Here is a 15,248-nt window from a genome sequence, read left to right as displayed (position 1 = left end):
CACAGCTGCTGCCTTCTGCTGTTGGCCGCACGCGGTGAGACTCCGACGCTCGACGCGGCGGAGGTGCGTGATTGACCACCGACCCGCACCGCGCATCGGATCGCTGTGCACCGGCTACGGCGGCCTCGACATGGCCGTCGAGCTGGTGCTCGGCGGCCAGCTCACCTGGTACGCCGAAACCGACCGGCACGCCGCCACCGTCTGCGCCCACCACTGGCCCGGCGCACCCAACCTCGGCGACATCCGCACCGTCGACTGGACCCGCGTCGAGCCCATCGACGTCCTCACCGCCGGGTTCCCCTGTCAGGACATCTCCAACGCCGGCAAACGCGCCGGCATCACCGGACAGCACTCCAGCCTGTGGAGTGCCGTCGCCGACGCCGTTCGCGTCCTTCGACCGCCGCTCGTGTTCGTGGAGAACGTCGCCGCCCTCCTACGGCGGGGATTCGACGTCGTCGCCGCCGACCTGGCCGCGATCGGGTACGACACGAACTGGACGTGCCTACGCGCGTCCGACATCGGCGCCGCCCACCGCCGCGACCGGCTGTTCCTGCTGGCCGCACCCACCGGACGAGTGGGAGGAGGTGCGGACGCTGCCAACGCCGTGCGCCCGTGACGGCAAAGGACCCGGCCTTCCGTACGGGCTGCCCGACCTCATCGAACCGTCAGGCTCGACCCACGGCCTCCTATCCACCTCCACCGCGGGGCGCAGCGCACGCGACGTTGAGCACGGGCATACGCGGGCCGACGGCGCGCGTCTGCTGCCCACCCCTAGGGCGAGTGACACCGGGACGCCCGGACGACGCGCGGGGGCCGGGTTCCGGCCCCCGCTGTCCCAGGTGCTGCTGCCCACCCCGCGGGCCACCGACGGCGAGAAAGGTTGCCCTGGGCAGCGCGGCTCACACGGCGACCTGACTCTCCCTTCCGCGGCGGTGCGGGTCCCGACCCGGCTCCTGCCCACCCCGCGCGTGTCCGACGGGTGCGGTCCCGGGCGGCATGGCGACGGTGGCGCGGACCTACGCACTACCGTTGCTGGGCTCGGGCAGCCCGACGAGCAGCGGTGGGGCGGCTACGCCGACGCAGTTGCCCGCTGGGAGCTGTTGCTCGGCCGGCCCGCACCGGCACCCACGCAGACCGGCCGGCATGGCAAGCCCGTCCTCGCGCCCCGGTTCGTGGAGTGGCTCATGGGCCTCGACCCAGGCCATGTCACCGACCCCGACCTGGGGCTGCCGCGCACGCGCGCGCTGCGGGTCCTCGGCAACGGCGTCGTCCCCCAACAGGCTGCCGCAGCGTTGCGGCTCCTGCTATGCCCGATTCGGTGGGAGGTGTCCGCATGACCAGCGGTCGCCGCAGGTGGAACAAACTACGAAGGGTTCTCCGTCTTGCCTACCTGCTCGGGGCTGTTGTCAGATGGTGCCCCCAGCCAGGTGTGGACCGTCGCGATCTCCTCGTTGGAGAACGTGATTTCGGCAGCGTCGGCGCGGCTGAGAACGTTGCCGACGAACGCTGCTGCGATCTCGTCGGCTGTCGGCGGGGGTTGGCGGTGCAACGGGCAACCGCCGAACGACGTACCCCGCACGACGAACCCGACGGCATTGCGGCTGACCGGCAACCCCTGCTCGCGGAGATGGTCACGGGCCCAGCTGGTGCACTGGGTCCAGTTGAACCGCTGGGACTGGGCGTACTCGGCGAGTGTCCGGTAGATCGCCGGCCACCAGGGTTGCGGTATTCGCGGCAGATCGAGCTGGTCGCCCAAGCGCTCGACGGGATCCGGCAGGGCGACGCGTGGCGGCGTCGCGGTGCCGGCCTTCGGAGCCGGGTGGCGGCTGGTGTCCCAGAGCAGGTGCTGCGACATCCGTAGGTTCGGCAACGTCAGGCTCGCCACGGCTCGGGCGAAGCTGCCGAAGCCGAACCAGTTGCTGTCGCTGACCGACGGACCGAGCTGCGTCCGCAGCCGGGAAGCCAGCGAAGCCATGTTCAACGGCTCGGTCGCCGCGGTGTACTCCTGGGTCACGATCGACCGGAAGGCCTCATACGCCTCGCTCTGACCAGAGGCAGGGGCGTCACCCTCGACAGCGACGACAGGATCGTCGAACCCGGTGTCCACCTCGCTGTCGGCTTCGTCGTCGAGGTCGACCGACTCGCCCTGCACCAGTGCCAGCAGTTGCTGGCTGTCGAGAACCTGGTCGGCGATTGCGGTGAAGGCCTCGGCCGCGTCTCCCGGTGACACGATCATGGTTCGCCGGTCGGAGCGGCGTAGGCGTTGCAGCAGAGGGGTCATGTCGGAGTCGCCGGAGGCGATGACGAACTCTTCGTACCGGGTGTCGGCGGACAGCGCGTCCACAGCGTCGACGACGATCCTGATGTCGGCCGCATTCTTTGTGCTGCTGTAGCGAGGGCAGTCGATCACGTCGAAGCCGGCTCGGACGAACGAGGGCCGGAACTTCGAGAAGTACAACCGCGTTTGCTCCCCACCCGGGTCTGGGCGGTACACCCAGCCTGCGGGGTTGAGGTAGCAGCGCAGGACCAGCCAGCGCCGCGCGCCATCCGTCGTGGCTGTCGTCGCCAGCTGGCGCAGCCATCCTCCAGGATCCTCGGCGAAGTGAACCGCCACGTCCGGGTCCAACTTGTAGAGACCGCTGAACACGTTGTCGAAGTCGAGGTAGAGCGCCGCCCGAACGTGACTCACGAGCGCAACCTACCAACGTTGAGCAAGGACGCCATCACCCGTACTGCCTTCAGGCAGTACGGGTGATGGTCCGCTACGAACGAGGCTCGCACCTGTCGGACCTGGCCTCACTCTCCATTCCCCTTTCGAGACTCGGGAGCAATCACCGTGACCACCCACGACATCAATCCCAGAACCCCCGCCAGCGGTGGCGGGGTATGGACCGAAGAGCGCATCCGCGCGCTCGGCGCGATCACCGACCTGCCCACCGCCGGACGTGTCTTCGGCCTGGGACGCGCCCTGTCCTATGACCTCGCACGCACGGGCGACTTTCCGGTGCCGGTCCTGAGGGTCGGCGCCCGCTACAAGGTGCCAGTCGCCGGGATCCTCGCCGCTCTGGGCTTGCAGCCGACACCCGGCGACTTGACCCCGGGCGGGACGCGAAGCGTCGATCACCACGACGAAATCAGCAGCATCGACCCGCCGCACACTGGCGTCGATAGGAAGAAGGAACCGTGACCCGTGCCCGTGGTCCCGAAGGGGCCCTCACCAAACGCTGCACCTGCACCGACCCCGACACCGGCAAGAGGCTGGGCAGCCGGTGCCCGAGACTGCGTCGGCCGGGCGGCGGCTGGCACCCCACCCACGGGGTGTGGGGCTACCAAATCGAACTGCCTGTCCGACCCGGGCGGCCCCGCCGGCAGTTACGCCGTTCTGGCTTCGACAGCCGCGACACCGCCGCCGCCGAGTTGCGGCACGCCCGCGCGCTGCTCGATGTCGCCGACGGCGACACCCACGTCGCGGCGCAGATCGGGGACCTGCTGCACTCCTGCCAGCCCGGCACCCCGCTGCCTGACCGCGACGCGGTTGCCGCCCGTGTCCGCGCCGGCGTGCCCGCCTCCGTGCCGACCACCACCGGCGAGTACCTAAACGCGTGGCTGGACGGACGGCGGGGACTGGCGGAGAAGACGGTGCGCGGCTACTCCGACCATATTCGCCTCTACCTGATCCCCCACCTCGGTGCAATCCCGATCCAGAGCCTACGGACGGCCCACATTGAGGGCATGTTCACCGCCATCGCGGTCAAGCAGGACGAGATCCGCGCCGCCCGCGCGAGCAGCGACCCCGAGATGCGGGCGAATGTGAAGGGCGTCCGGCCGATGGGCGCATCGAGCACACACCGGCTGTACGCCACGGTGCGCAAGGCACTCAACGACGCCGTCGTCCGAGCGAAGCTGATCCCCACTAACCCCGCCCTCGGCGTCGAGTTGCCCTCCGCGAAACGACCCAAGGCGCGGGTCTGGACCGCCAAGGCGGTCGAGCACTGGCAGTCCACCGGCAGGCGTCCCAGCCCAGTCATGGTGTGGATGCCGCAGCAGGCCGGACAGTTCCTCGACCACGCGCAACGCCACGACATCGTCCTCTACGCGATGTTCCTGCTCATCCTGTACCGAGGCCTACGCCGCGGCGAGGCCTGCGGTCTCCGCGACCACGACGTCGACCTCGACGCCGGTTACCTCACCGTCGTAGAGCAGATCACCACCGTCGGCTACACCCCCATCGTCCGGCCGGTGAAAAGCGACGCCGGTGACCGGGTCATTCCTCTCGGCCCGAAAACGATCGCCGCCCTGCGCTCCTACCTCGACATGCGCCGCCGCTGGCAACAGGTCAACGACACCGGATGGCCCGACAGCGGCCGATTCTTCGTCCGCCCCGACGGCAAGGCCTGGCACCCCCAGACAATCAGCGACCGCTTCGACCACCTCGTCGCCACCGCAGGCCTACCACCCGTGCGGCTACACGACCTCCGGCACTGCGCCGCCACCTACCTGCGCCACGGCGGCGCCGACATGAAAGAGGTCCAGGAAACCCTCGGCCACTCCACCATCGGCCTGACCTCCGACACCTACACCACCGTCATCCTCGAACTCGAACGCAGTGGTGCGGATGCCGTCGCCGACCTCATCCCGCGCAGCGACACGGCCGCATAGCGTGCGAGACGCACCGTGCAGTACACCGACGCACCGCGAAATCGCCCGGTTGAGGGGCCTATGCCGTTTCCTTGCCCGCCATCCCCCGGCGTGACAGCATCTGCGCATGGGCATCTTCGACTCCGTCGCACGCGGCATGGGTAGCCTCCGCCCGCTGTCCGACGAGGAACTCGAAGGCGAGCGCGAAGCGCTACGACAGCGCTACGTGTCCAGCAACAATGTCGGCGAGGCGTCGAACCTCTACAACGAGCTGCACCGCTACGACAAAGAGATGACGCGCCGCGCCAACGAGGCCTACAAGCGCGACAACCCGGACGCAACGACAAGGCGCCGCGAACACGGCTGGTACCTGCCGAATGACGACTAGCGATCATCCTGCCGGGCCTCGGCCCCGTCGACCTCGGCCGCCCACCTGTCAGGTTCAGCGGGGCTTGCGGCCGGTAGTGGAGGCGAACTGGTAGCCGCGCACCAGCACCGCCGGGTCGGCCATCAGCTCGGCGAACCGGTCCAGCTCCTCGTGGGACAGGTCCTCGGCGAGGAGCCGGTCGCGTAGCTGGGTGGCGTTGTCGGCGTACAGGCGGCAGCCGGCGCTGCCTCCGGCCCAGGTCTCGGCGACCCAGCGGGTGTGGACCTGCTCGAAGCCGTTGGCGAGCAGGAAGGAGGGAACCTTGTCTCCCCAGTGCAGGTCGACCCCGCGGCCGGCGAGGACGTCGAGGATGGTGTGCACGACGCGGGTGATGAGTTCGTTGTCGCTGTCGGCGGGGGCGTGCGCGGACACGGGCGCGTAGACGATCTCTCCGAGGACGAGGTGCCCGCCGGGGCGCAGCGCGTTGATCATTTGGTGCAGCAGCAGGTGCCGGTTCGGTAGGTGTTCCAGGACGCAGCGGGCGGTGGCGATGTCGATGGTGCCGGGTTCGACCGGCAGCGGCTGGGTGCGCAGGTCGCGCTGGTAGACGTCGAGCACCCCGGTGGGGTTGAGCATGCTGGTGTCGATGTCGACGGCGACGACCTTCCCGGAGCGGCCGACCAGTTCGCACAGGTGCTGGGCGATGGAGCCGGCGCCGGCGCCAACGTCGAGGGCGGTGTGCCCGGGGTTGACTCCCAGGCGGGTCAGGTCGTCGAGGGTGACCGGGTCGAGCATCTCCTGCAGGGGGTGGAGCTGGTAGGGGCTGTTGCGGAACTGGTAGCGCTGCGTGGGTGCGGTGGCCGTCATGGAGTGACTCCTTGGGTCGTGGTGTGGCAGGGCGGGAGCGTGGCCAGCAGCCAGTGCTGTTGCGGCCGCGGGTACAGCGGTGGAGACGGCGTGGCAGGCCGGAGACGGGCGGTGGGTTCCCACCAGCGGCGGGTGGCGTGGCTGTGAACGAGGTAAAGGAGGTAGGTCTGCACGCGCCAGCCGAAGGGACCCAGGCGCGCGGACTCGTAGGCGAGGACTTCCCCGGTGTCTGGGTGCAATACGAGCAGGACGCGTCGGCCCCCGCTGGTGGCGGCGACGCCGATGCCGGGACGGCCGGAACGGTCGGCCACGCGCGGGTAGTAGGTGAGCGGGCTCAGGTCAGCCAGCACATTGAGGGCAGCGGCGCGGCCATCACGGCGCGGGCTGTACCAGGTCGACAGGTACGCCAGGCTCGCCAACACCTCGGTGAGGTCGACTGGTGAGGACTCGCTGATGCCGAGGTCCTCCCGCAGCACGTCGGTGTGGGTGAAGGGGTCGATCAGCCCAACGTGGTACAGGTCGCCGGGTTGCCACCAGTCGTGGGTGACCGGAACGACGCCGGTGGGGTGCTGGGTGGCGAGTTGGCCGCCCGAGCGGTCATCGCCGCGCCAGCGGACCACCTCCCGCACCGCCGCCCCGGAGCGGGCGGGGTTGTTCCACTGCCGGTAGTACACGAGGTCATACCGGCCCGCAGCGGTGTCGCACGCGCTGGCCCGCAGACGTGCCGCCAGCGCCCGCAGCGGGGCGCGCACCGGCTGCGGGTACGCCACCCGGGTGCCCTGGTGGCTGGTGCTTCGATGCGTCGCTGCAAGCTTCGGCTGCGGGTCCGCTGAGGTGGGACAGTGCGCTGCTCTGGGCTGGGCGGGGATCGGTGCTGGCGTCGTCGCGGCGGGTATGGCGGTGGCGGCGAGCAGCGCCAGGGCCGCCATTGCGGAGCTGGCGGGGGTCACCGGTGTGCCTGCCCACCGTTGTGCAGGGCGGGTGAGACCAGGGCGAGGTGGTCGCGCAGCGCCTGCTCGGCCTGTCCGTCGCTGGTGGTGACGGGTCCGGTGAGGCGCCCCCCGGCGAGGACGTGGACGGTGTCGCTGAGGGTGGCGGCGGCGCGGGCGTGCGGCACGGCGGCGAGGACGGTGACGCCGTGGCGGGGCAGGTCCCGCAGCGCGTGAGTGACGTGTGCGGCCACGGTGGGGGCGAGTCCTTCGGTGGGTTCGTCGCACAGCAGCAGGCGGGGCGCGGTGCGCAGGGCGCGGGCGATGGTGAGCATCTGCTGCTCCCCGCCGGAGAGCTCGTGGCCACGGTGACGCAGCCGGGCCGCCAGGGCCGGGAACATCTCTAGCAGTTCGTCCACCGCCCAGGCCCGGCTGTCCGGGCGGCGAGCGGTCGGGCGGGCGACTGTGAGGTGCTCGGCAACGGTCAGCGACGGCCACAGCCGTCGTCCCTGCGGGGCGAGGGCGACCCCGGCGCGGGCGGCGCGGACGGGCGTCCAGCCGGTCACGTCGCGGCCGTCGAGCAGGACCCACCCGGTGGTGGGTCGCAGGTGCCCGGCGAGGGTGTGCAGCAGGGTGGTCTTCCCGGCGCCGTTGGGCCCGGCCACGGTGTGCACGGCGACGGCCGCCAGATCGACGGTGATGTGTTGCAGGACGGGGGTGGCGGGGCGGTAGCCGGCGGCGAGGTCACCGATGCGCAGCATCGTCACCCCCGGTGCCGAGGTAGAGGGCGGTGACGGCAGGGTCGGCGCGCACGGTGTCGGTGGGGCCGTCGGTGTGGCGGCGGCCGTGGTGCAGGACGGTGGTCCAGTCGGCGAGGGCAGCGACGACGTCCATGTGGTGCTCGACGAGCACGACCGCCATCCAGCCGGGTAGACGCCCGAGGATGTCGAGCAGGCGGGTGGTGTCGGTGTCGGTGAGGCCGGCGGCGGGCTCGTCGAGTAGCAGCACGCGGGGTTGCCCGGCTAGGGCGACGGCGAGGTCGAGCATGCGGCGGTGCCCGTGCGACAGCGCGGCGGCCGGGTAGTCGGCGTACCCGAGCAGGCCGACGAGGTCGAGGGCTTCCAGAGGCGTGTGTTCGGGTTGGTGGCGGTGGTGCCAGCCGCCCATGCGCACGCAGTCCAGCAGGGTCAGGTTCGGGTAGACGCGGGGGTGTTGGAAGGTACGGCCGATGCCGGCGCGGGCCCGCCAGGCCGGGCCACGCCGGGTGACGACTTGTCCGTTGTAGGTGATGGTGCCGGCCTGCGTGCGGGTGGTGCCGGCCAGGATGTTCAGCAGGGTGGACTTGCCGGCGCCGTTGGGGCCGATGACGGCGTGGCGGTCGCCGGGGGCGACGGTGAACGTGTCCAGGTCGAGGACGGTCAGCTGTCCGTAGGCGTGGCGCAGGCCGGTCGCGACGAGGCCGTTGCCGTGGGCGCGGTCGATGTCACCCGGCTGGCGCTGTGACGGCACGCCGTCGGGGTCGATGCGGTGGACTGTCCTCACGGGGTGCTCCTGGTGACGGGCTGGGCCGGGCCGTCGGGCATGTGAAGAGCGGGACGGCGCCGACCGTGACGAGGAAGGGGCAGGCTGGCCAGTCGCGCGGGAAGAGCGGTCAGGCCGCCGGGCAGCAGGTACACCGCGGTGACGAACAGGGTGCCGAGGAGTAGGGGCGCGTGGCCGGGCAGCCATGCACCCACGACGTCGCGCACGGTGAGGACCGCGATCGTGGCGGCGGCGGCGCCGGGCAGCGACGTGGCGCCGCCGATGACCACGGCGAGCAGCGCGAGGGCGGCGGTGGTGAAGCCAACATCGGCCGGAGTGATCCACCGGTGGGTGTGGATGAGCAGGGCCCCGCCGATCCCGGCGAGCGCGCCCGCGCCGGTGTGCGCCGTCCACAGGTAGGCGGTGACCTGGTGGCCGCTGGCGCTCGCGCGGGCCTCGTTGCCGCGCACGGCCGCCAGCAGCGTCCGCTGGTCGCCGCCGAGCAGTGCGATGGCGGCGGCGGTCGCGGCGATCGCCACGAGCATGGCGTAGAGCAGCACCGTGCGGTCGGCCAGCAGCGGCGGCAGGCCGGGCAGCAGGCGGGGGGCGGGGATCCCAGCGAGCCCGTCGGTGCCGCCGCTGACAGTGCGCCACTGGGCGGCGGTGATCGCGGTCAGTTCCGCGACGGCGAGGCTGAGCATGAGGAACACCGTGGCGCGGTAGCGGACCAGCACCGCGCCGACCGCCCCGGCGGTCACGGCTCCCGCCCCGGCCGCCGCCAGCAGGTGCAGCGGCGCGAGGTCGGTGCCGGCGAGGGCGAGCCGGGCGGTGGTATAGGCGCCAGCCGCGTACGGGGCGACCTGGCCGAGGGTGGGCAGTCCCGCGTGGCCGGTGACCACCGCGACGCTGACCGCCAGCACCGCCAGCGGCAGCATCCGCGCGGCGGTGGCGTGCAGGTACGGATCCGGTGACACCGCCACCGCGCCCACCACCGCCGCTGCCAGGCCAAGCGCCGACCACGGGTGCGCGCGTCGTGCCAGCGCGCGCACCACCGTCGCCGCCATGTCGTGTCGTGGACCGCTCACGCCGACGCCCCGGTGGGGAGGCTGGTCCGGCGGGCCAGCAGCACCACGGCCATGGCGCCGATCAGCAGGTACGGGGCGAGCGCCGGGAACGACGTCACGCCGACGGTCTGCACGACGCCCACTGCGAGGGCGGCGGCGAGCGCGCCGGGCACGGAGCCGAGGCCACCGCAGACCACGATGATCAGCGACAGGAGCAGCGCGGTGTCGGCGGTGTGCGGGCCGACGCCGAGGATCGGCGTGGTCAACGCCCCGGCCAGGCCGGCGAGAGCCCCGGCGGCGACCAGGACTGCCGCGTCCACCAGGCGGGGGTTCACCCCGATGCCGGCAACCATCGCCCGGTCGTCGACCGTGGCGCGGATCAGCCGTCCGGCGCGGGTGCGGTGCAGCACCACGTAGCCTCCCGCGACGACAGCGACAGCGACGCTGAGCACGGCGAGCCGGTCGGCCGGATACCGGTGCCCGGCGACTCGGACGGTCGCCTCCAACACCTCAGGCAGGCGAGGTCGCAGGGTGTCGGGGCCGTAGGCGGTGGTGAGCAGGTCGGCGCCGATGAGCGCGACACCGAAGGTGAGCAGCGCCTGGTCGAGGTGCCCCCGACCCTGCAGTGCGGCAGTTGCGGCGGCGAGCACCCCGCCGCCGGCGGCTCCCACACCGGCCGCCAGTGCGACCGCGGCGGCGAGGCTTGGCCAGGTCCCCGAGCTGGTGGCGGCGGCGACGTAGCCTCCGGCGGCGATCAGGGTGCCGTGCGCGAGGTTGAGCACACCCCCGGCGCCGAACGCGACGGTTAACCCCGCGGCGGCGATGGCCAGGAGCAGCCCGTAGGCGACGCCGTCGACCGCGGGTATCAGGTAGGCGTCCACGCGCACCGCACCCCTTCTCGTGTGCTTGGTCTGATCAGCTGGCGGGCAGGGTGGTGAGGTCCTGCACCAGGACGTTGGACAGCACCGGGCCGTCGTTGCGGACCTCGCGCAGGTACCAGCGCTGCACCGGGCGGTGCTCGGTGGGGTGGAACTGCCAGTCCCCACGCGGGGAGACGACCCGCCCGACCTGCCCGATAGCGGCGTTGAGCTTCTCCCCGCTCACCTCGCCGTCGACGGCGGCCAGCGCCCGGTCGAGGACGGCGGCGGCGTCGTAGGAGGCCATCGCGAAGGTCGTCGGCTGGCCCGGGTGGCCGGCGGCGGACCAGGCGGCGACGAAGTCCTGGTTAGCCTGGTTGGCGAGGGTGGGGCTGTAGTTGAGGACGTTGCGGATGCCGGTGGCCGCCGGTCCCTGCGCGGTGAGCACGGACCCTTCGGTCAGGAAGCCGGCGGCGTAGAGCGGGACGTCGGCAAGGTCGGACTGGGCGTACTGCTTGACGAACGCCACCGCCGCGGCCCCGGCGTAGAAGGTGTAGACGGCCTTCGGTTTGGTCTCGGCGGCCTTGTTCAGGTACGGCAGGAAGTTCTCCGTCGCCGGGAACGGCGTGAACAGCGTCTTCCCGTCGGGGTTGGCGAGTTTCCCCCCGAGGCGGGTGAAGGTGTCAGTGAAGCCCCGCAGTTCGTCGTAGCCGCCCTGGTAGTCCGGGCCGATCGCGTACACCTGACCGTCGCCGACCTGCGCCCTGACGTACTCGGCGATGGCGATGCCCGGCTCGTCGGAGTTGTAGGAGGTGTGCCAGGTGTAGGCCAGGTCGCGGGGCTTGCCGCCGACGGGCGCGAACGCCGGTCGCGCGTTCGCACCGAGCAGGGGGATCTTCCGCTGCGTGGTGAGGGTCTGCACCTTGTCGACCGTCGCGCCGCCGACCAGCCCGGTCAGGGCGACCACCTGGTCGCGTTCGAGGAGCTTCTGTGCGGCGGGGACGGCGGTGGCGGGGCCGTCGCCCTCGTCGGCCACGACCAGGTCGACCATCCGGCCGCCGAGTTTGCCGTCGTGGGTGTCGAGGTAGAGGCGGAAGCCGCGCTGCATGTCCTCGCCGACGGTGACGTATGTGCCCGACAGGGAGACCAGCAGCCCCACCCGGACGGTGCTGGAGTCGGTGGCGGTGCTGCTGCACGCGGTGCCGGTCAGTAGGAGACCGGCTGCGGTCAGGGCGGCGAGCCGACGTCGCGGGTGTGGCCGGGGATCAGACATCGAAGATGCTCCTTCGTCAGGGGTGAGGGTGGGTTCGCGGGTGCTCAGGGCTGCGCGACCGCCGAGCGGGGCGTGGTCTGGGTGATGACGTGCTCGATGAGGGCGATGAGCAGCCGGCGGACGCTGTCGCGGTCGCGGGCGTCGATGTCGACGATCGGCACGTCCGCGGCCAGGGCGAGGGCTTCACGGATGGCCGATGCGGGGTAGGAGCGGGCACCGGGGAACTGGTTGACCGCGACGACGTAGGGCAGCCGGACGTGGTCGACGTAGTCGAGGTGCCGGAACGAGTCCTGCAGGCGGCGGGTGTCGACCAGGACCACGGAGCCGGCGGCGCCCCGGACGATGGCGTCCCACATGAACCAGAAGCGGTGCTGGCCCGGGGTGCCGTAGACGTAGACGGTGACGCCGTCGACGTCGAGGCGGCCGAAGTCCATCGCCACCGTGGTGGTCGTCTTGGCCGGCGTGTGGGACGTGTCGTCGTCGGCGTTGCCGGCGGACATGCGGGCCTCGGTGGTGACCGGTGCGATGTCGGAGACCGCGCCGACGAGGGTGGTCTTCCCGACGCCGAACGGCCCGGTGAGCACGATCTTCAGGCTCGGCGGCCCACCGGCGGGTCGCCGGACGGTGAGGGCGGGTGCGGTCATCGCCGGCCGGCCGCCGCGGTGGTGAGTGTGCCGGCGAAGGCGGGGGTGAGCTGGTCGCCGACCTGCTCGGCGAAACGGCCGAGTTCCTCGGTGACGAACGCGAGGTCGGCGTCGCGGGTGGCTAGGGTCAGCAGCGAAGCGCCGGTGCTCACCGCCACTAGAATCAGAAACCCGTGCGCCAGCTCGGTCAGGTTGCCCCGCACCCCGCCCGCGGACAGGTCACGGGCGGCGCCGTTGAGCAGGCTGTTCATTCCGGCCGCCACTGCGGCGAGGCGCTCGGCGGCGTCCCGGTTGAGCCCGTCGGTCCAGGCCAGCAGCAGCCCGTCGGCCGACACCGCCACGGCCTGGCTGATCCCGGGCACCCGGGCGACGAGGTTGGCGTTCAGCAGGTAACTCAGATCGCTCATGACTGGCCCTTCGACTGGGGAAAGCGGCGGTCGAGGCCGCGCTGGTAGGCCCCCGCGGTACGGGCCAGGCCATCCATCGAGCGGACCGGCGCGTCGGCAGCGGGCGGGGGTGTGAATGTGGCCTTGGGCTGTCGCTTCGGCAGGCCGTTGGCCGTGGTGGTGTCCTGTCCGGGCAGCCCGCGCGCAGGGGTGGAGGGCATGTGCACCGTGGCTCCCTCGACGAACCACGCCGGTGGCGGCAGGTGTCGGGCTGTCTCGTCGTAGGCCGGCGTCGACTCCGACTCAGGCGCCTGGCGGGGCACTGGAATCACCGGCAGCGCCTGGGTAGGGCCGTCCGTCGCGCTCGGGGTGGACGACCGGCGTCGGGTGGGCAGCGCGGCCGAGCCGCCGCGGCGGGCCGGCGCCGCCGTGGGCAGGGTGAGGGTGGACGCGGGCGTGCCGCCGGGAGCACGCCGGCCGGCGATCGGGCCGGTGGGCAGCGCGGCCGGCTCGGGAATGCTGATCAGGAGCTTGTCGGCGGGGATCTCGACTTCCGCGACCGTGCCGTGCGGCTGTCCCGGCAGCAGCCGCACGCGCAGCCCGTGTTCCGCGGCCAGCAGCGCGACGGTGGCCAGGCCTTGGCGCCGGATGTGCTCCACCTCGATCATCGGCGCGGGCTCGGCCAGTTCGGCGTTGAGCCGAGCCAGCAGGTCCGGCTTGATGCCGGGCCCGGTGTCGGTGACCTGGATGATCGCCCGGTTGCCCAGAAGATGCCCGGTGACCACCGCGTCGCCTGGGCTGTAGCGGGTCGCGTTGTCCAGCAGCGACGCCAACAGGTGCACCAGGTCGTCGATCATCGGTGGCGGCACCAGAGCCCGCTCGTCGATCACCCCGAGCCGCACCCGCCGATACTCCTGGATCCGGCCTTGCGCCGCCTGCGCCACCGTCACCAGCTCCGCCGGCTGCGGGTGCACCGCCCCCAACGACCGTCCCGACAGCACCAACAGGCTCTGTGTGGCGTGCAGCAACTGCGCGGCGAGACTGTCCACCGCGAAGAACGTCGCCAGGGTCGAGGCGTCCTTCTCGTCCCGCTCGGCCATGTCCAACTCGCGTAGCAGCCGGTGCGTCATCCCCTGACACCGCCGCCCCACCGCCTCCACCGCACCGGCGGCCACCCGCCGCTGCCGCGCCAGATCCGTCGAGATCCGGTACGTGTTCAACGCCAGCGTGTCGAACGCGGCGGCCACCTCGTCCACCTCGTCCCGCGCCGCTGCAGGTGCCAGCGCGGCAGGCGGCGGCGGAACCGACGTCGGGTCGGCGGGATCCGCCGCGTCGACGCGGCGGACCAGGTCCGGCAGGTCCCGCTCAGCGACACGGGTGACCGCGTCACGGACCCGCCGCAGCCGCCGAGCCAACGCCCGACCTTGCCGCCACGCCAGCGCCGCGGCGGCCACGGTCAGCGCCACGGCGACCGTCGACAGCACACCCGTGGTGAACCATTGCTGTCGGCGTTGCTGCCCCACCTCGGCGGCGATGTCCGCGTCGACGCGGGTCTGCACCTCGTGCAGCCGGTCGCGCCGCTCATTGCTGGCCGCAGCCCACCGGGACGAGTTCACCCGCAAGCGCTGACCCACCTCAGTGCGGGCGACCTCGTCGTCGAGACGCTGCGCCGCGAGGACCTGCGGGCCGGACAGCGCCTGGTCCAGCCACGACCGCCACCGCGCCGGCGACCGCTGCGACACCGCCAGCAACGCCTCGTCATACCCAGCACGGGTCGCGGCCAGCTCCCGCTGTACCGCCTGCGACACCACGGCGCCGTTGTTGGCAGCTACAGCTGCCTGTTGGAGACCCGCGTACTGCCCGGCCTGCGACAACGCCGCCGCCACCCGCAACTGGTCGGCCACCGCACCGTCCGCACCGCCGACCTGACCTACGGTCTCCCGCACCGCCAGCCCCTGCGCGATCACCGCCCGATACCGCACCAGCACCGCCGTCAGCGAAGCCGACCGCGCCTTGACCTGCTCCCGAAACACCGGAAGTAACCGCAGCTGCTCGTCGAACGGCCCCACCAGCCGACTGACCGAATCCGAGGCATCGAGCTCGCCGCGGCGCTGCCGGTAGGCGTCCACCGCCCGGTCGGATGCTGCGACCTGCTCGAGATAACCGTTGAGGCCACCCGCCGAATCACCGACCAGCCCGCCGGCGACCTGCCGCTCCCAGTCGAGTTCGTGCAGCACCTCACCCACCGAGGCCGACACCGCCACCAGCGACTGCAGGCGGTCGGCACTGCGCGCCTGACGGCTCGTCGATGCCACGCCCCACGAGGCGAAGACCAGAGTCGCCGCCAACGGGATCAGCAGCAGAAGCGCAAGCCTCCGAGCAACAGGCACAACAGTCCTTCCCACAATCCGGCGAATTGGCGCGGTCGTCCGCGCTGCGGTCTGCGACGGGCCGGGATACGGCACACGCGTCCACGGCGACGAGAGTGACTAAAGGCGAAGACCGTCGATGTCGGTAAGGCTCGCCGTCCACGTCTGACAATCCGCCGACAATCCGCTCTTTCCCGATGGCGGCTACCACGCCTGGGGCGGGCGGCGCGCATCGCGTACTGACACGCTGCACCGCGGCTTGCGGCCGTCGGGGCCGCTCAATGGTCCGGGCCGGTCAATGTCGGAGCTTTGTCAGAGGTCAAAGCAATGGGT

Annotated in this window: 16 protein-coding genes; 5 read left to right on the top strand and 11 right to left on the bottom strand. The window is 71.8% G+C overall.

All coding sequences use genetic code 11. From position 1 onward, the window contains the following. Positions 1-67: 67 nt before the first annotated feature. Together dcm and O7620_RS26165 are read left to right on the top strand one after the other, a co-directional pair. Entirely contained in the window at positions 68-616 is a 549-nt protein-coding gene (dcm, locus tag O7620_RS26170; protein ID WP_278125724.1) for a DNA (cytosine-5-)-methyltransferase, read from the top strand. Positions 617-932: 316 nt separating this feature from the next. Beyond that, positions 933-1,337 (top strand): hypothetical protein, encoded by a 405-nt coding sequence (locus O7620_RS26165; protein WP_278125723.1) that lies wholly within the window; start codon positions 933-935, stop codon positions 1,335-1,337. Positions 1,338-1,363: 26 nt separating this feature from the next. On the opposite strand, the gene O7620_RS26160 is transcribed toward O7620_RS26165, so the two are convergent. Next, complete coding sequence (locus tag O7620_RS26160; RefSeq protein ID WP_278125722.1) at positions 1,364-2,689, bottom strand: NYN domain-containing protein; 1,326 nt, start codon at positions 2,687-2,689, stop codon at positions 1,364-1,366. Positions 2,690-2,836: 147 nt separating this feature from the next. Between O7620_RS26160 and O7620_RS26155 the strand changes: the two genes are divergently transcribed. The 3 genes from O7620_RS26155 to O7620_RS26145 all read left to right on the top strand — a co-directional run bounded on the left by O7620_RS26155 (position 2,837) and on the right by O7620_RS26145 (position 5,026). Further along, positions 2,837-3,187: a hypothetical protein gene (locus O7620_RS26155; RefSeq protein WP_278125721.1), complete on the top strand. Its 351-nt coding sequence runs from the start codon at positions 2,837-2,839 to the stop codon at positions 3,185-3,187. Next, a complete protein-coding gene (locus O7620_RS26150; protein WP_278125720.1) occupies positions 3,184-4,659 on the top strand; it encodes a tyrosine-type recombinase/integrase in 1,476 nt (491 codons plus the stop codon). The genes O7620_RS26155 and O7620_RS26150 overlap by 4 nt, the downstream gene beginning before the upstream one ends. Before the next feature lie 106 nt (positions 4,660-4,765). After that, positions 4,766-5,026, top strand: coding sequence for a hypothetical protein (locus O7620_RS26145; RefSeq protein WP_278125718.1), 261 nt, complete (start codon positions 4,766-4,768; stop codon positions 5,024-5,026). A 54-nt stretch (positions 5,027-5,080) separates the two neighbouring features. Here the strand turns inward: O7620_RS26145 and O7620_RS26140 are convergent, their stop codons facing one another. Genes O7620_RS26140 through O7620_RS26095 form a run of 10 tightly spaced genes read right to left on the bottom strand, consistent with a single transcriptional unit; the run spans position 5,081 to position 14,861 of the window. Next, positions 5,081-5,872 carry a methyltransferase domain-containing protein gene (locus O7620_RS26140; RefSeq protein ID WP_278125717.1) on the bottom strand — a complete coding sequence of 264 codons (792 nt, stop codon included), beginning with the start codon at positions 5,870-5,872 and terminating at the stop codon, positions 5,081-5,083. Continuing rightward, entirely contained in the window at positions 5,869-6,822 is a 954-nt protein-coding gene (locus O7620_RS26135) for a hypothetical protein (protein ID WP_278125716.1), read from the bottom strand. Before O7620_RS26135 ends, O7620_RS26140 begins: the two co-directional genes overlap by 4 nt. Beyond that, on the bottom strand, positions 6,819-7,562 hold the full coding sequence (locus O7620_RS26130; RefSeq protein ID WP_278127149.1) for an ATP-binding cassette domain-containing protein: 744 nt from the start codon (positions 7,560-7,562) through the stop codon (positions 6,819-6,821). Before O7620_RS26130 ends, O7620_RS26135 begins: the two co-directional genes overlap by 4 nt. Beyond that, positions 7,546-8,343, bottom strand: a complete 798-nt coding sequence (locus O7620_RS26125) for an ATP-binding cassette domain-containing protein (protein ID WP_278125715.1) — start codon at positions 8,341-8,343, stop codon at positions 7,546-7,548. The genes O7620_RS26130 and O7620_RS26125 overlap by 17 nt, the downstream gene beginning before the upstream one ends. After that, positions 8,340-9,407: a branched-chain amino acid ABC transporter permease gene (locus O7620_RS26120; RefSeq protein WP_278125714.1), complete on the bottom strand. Its 1,068-nt coding sequence runs from the start codon at positions 9,405-9,407 to the stop codon at positions 8,340-8,342. Before O7620_RS26120 ends, O7620_RS26125 begins: the two co-directional genes overlap by 4 nt. Beyond that, complete coding sequence (locus O7620_RS26115; protein WP_278125712.1) at positions 9,404-10,267, bottom strand: branched-chain amino acid ABC transporter permease; 864 nt, start codon at positions 10,265-10,267, stop codon at positions 9,404-9,406. The genes O7620_RS26120 and O7620_RS26115 overlap by 4 nt, the downstream gene beginning before the upstream one ends. 34 nt (positions 10,268-10,301) lie before the next feature. Further along, entirely contained in the window at positions 10,302-11,516 is a 1,215-nt protein-coding gene (locus O7620_RS26110; protein ID WP_278125711.1) for an ABC transporter substrate-binding protein, read from the bottom strand. 44 nt (positions 11,517-11,560) lie between these two features. Beyond that, positions 11,561-12,160 carry an ATP/GTP-binding protein gene (locus tag O7620_RS26105; protein WP_278125709.1) on the bottom strand — a complete coding sequence of 200 codons (600 nt, stop codon included), beginning with the start codon at positions 12,158-12,160 and terminating at the stop codon, positions 11,561-11,563. Then, complete coding sequence (locus O7620_RS26100) at positions 12,157-12,567, bottom strand: roadblock/LC7 domain-containing protein (protein WP_278125708.1); 411 nt, start codon at positions 12,565-12,567, stop codon at positions 12,157-12,159. Before O7620_RS26100 ends, O7620_RS26105 begins: the two co-directional genes overlap by 4 nt. After that, a complete protein-coding gene (locus O7620_RS26095) occupies positions 12,564-14,861 on the bottom strand; it encodes a nitrate- and nitrite sensing domain-containing protein (RefSeq protein WP_278125707.1) in 2,298 nt (765 codons plus the stop codon). Before O7620_RS26095 ends, O7620_RS26100 begins: the two co-directional genes overlap by 4 nt. Positions 14,862-15,248: the final 387 nt, after the last annotated feature.

The sequence above is a fragment of the Micromonospora sp. WMMD710 genome (assembly GCF_029626045.1).
GTDB lineage: Bacteria > Actinomycetota > Actinomycetes > Mycobacteriales > Micromonosporaceae > Micromonospora.
Note: the sequence above shows the minus strand (reverse complement) of the source record. Positions and strands in the feature narration are given on the sequence as shown.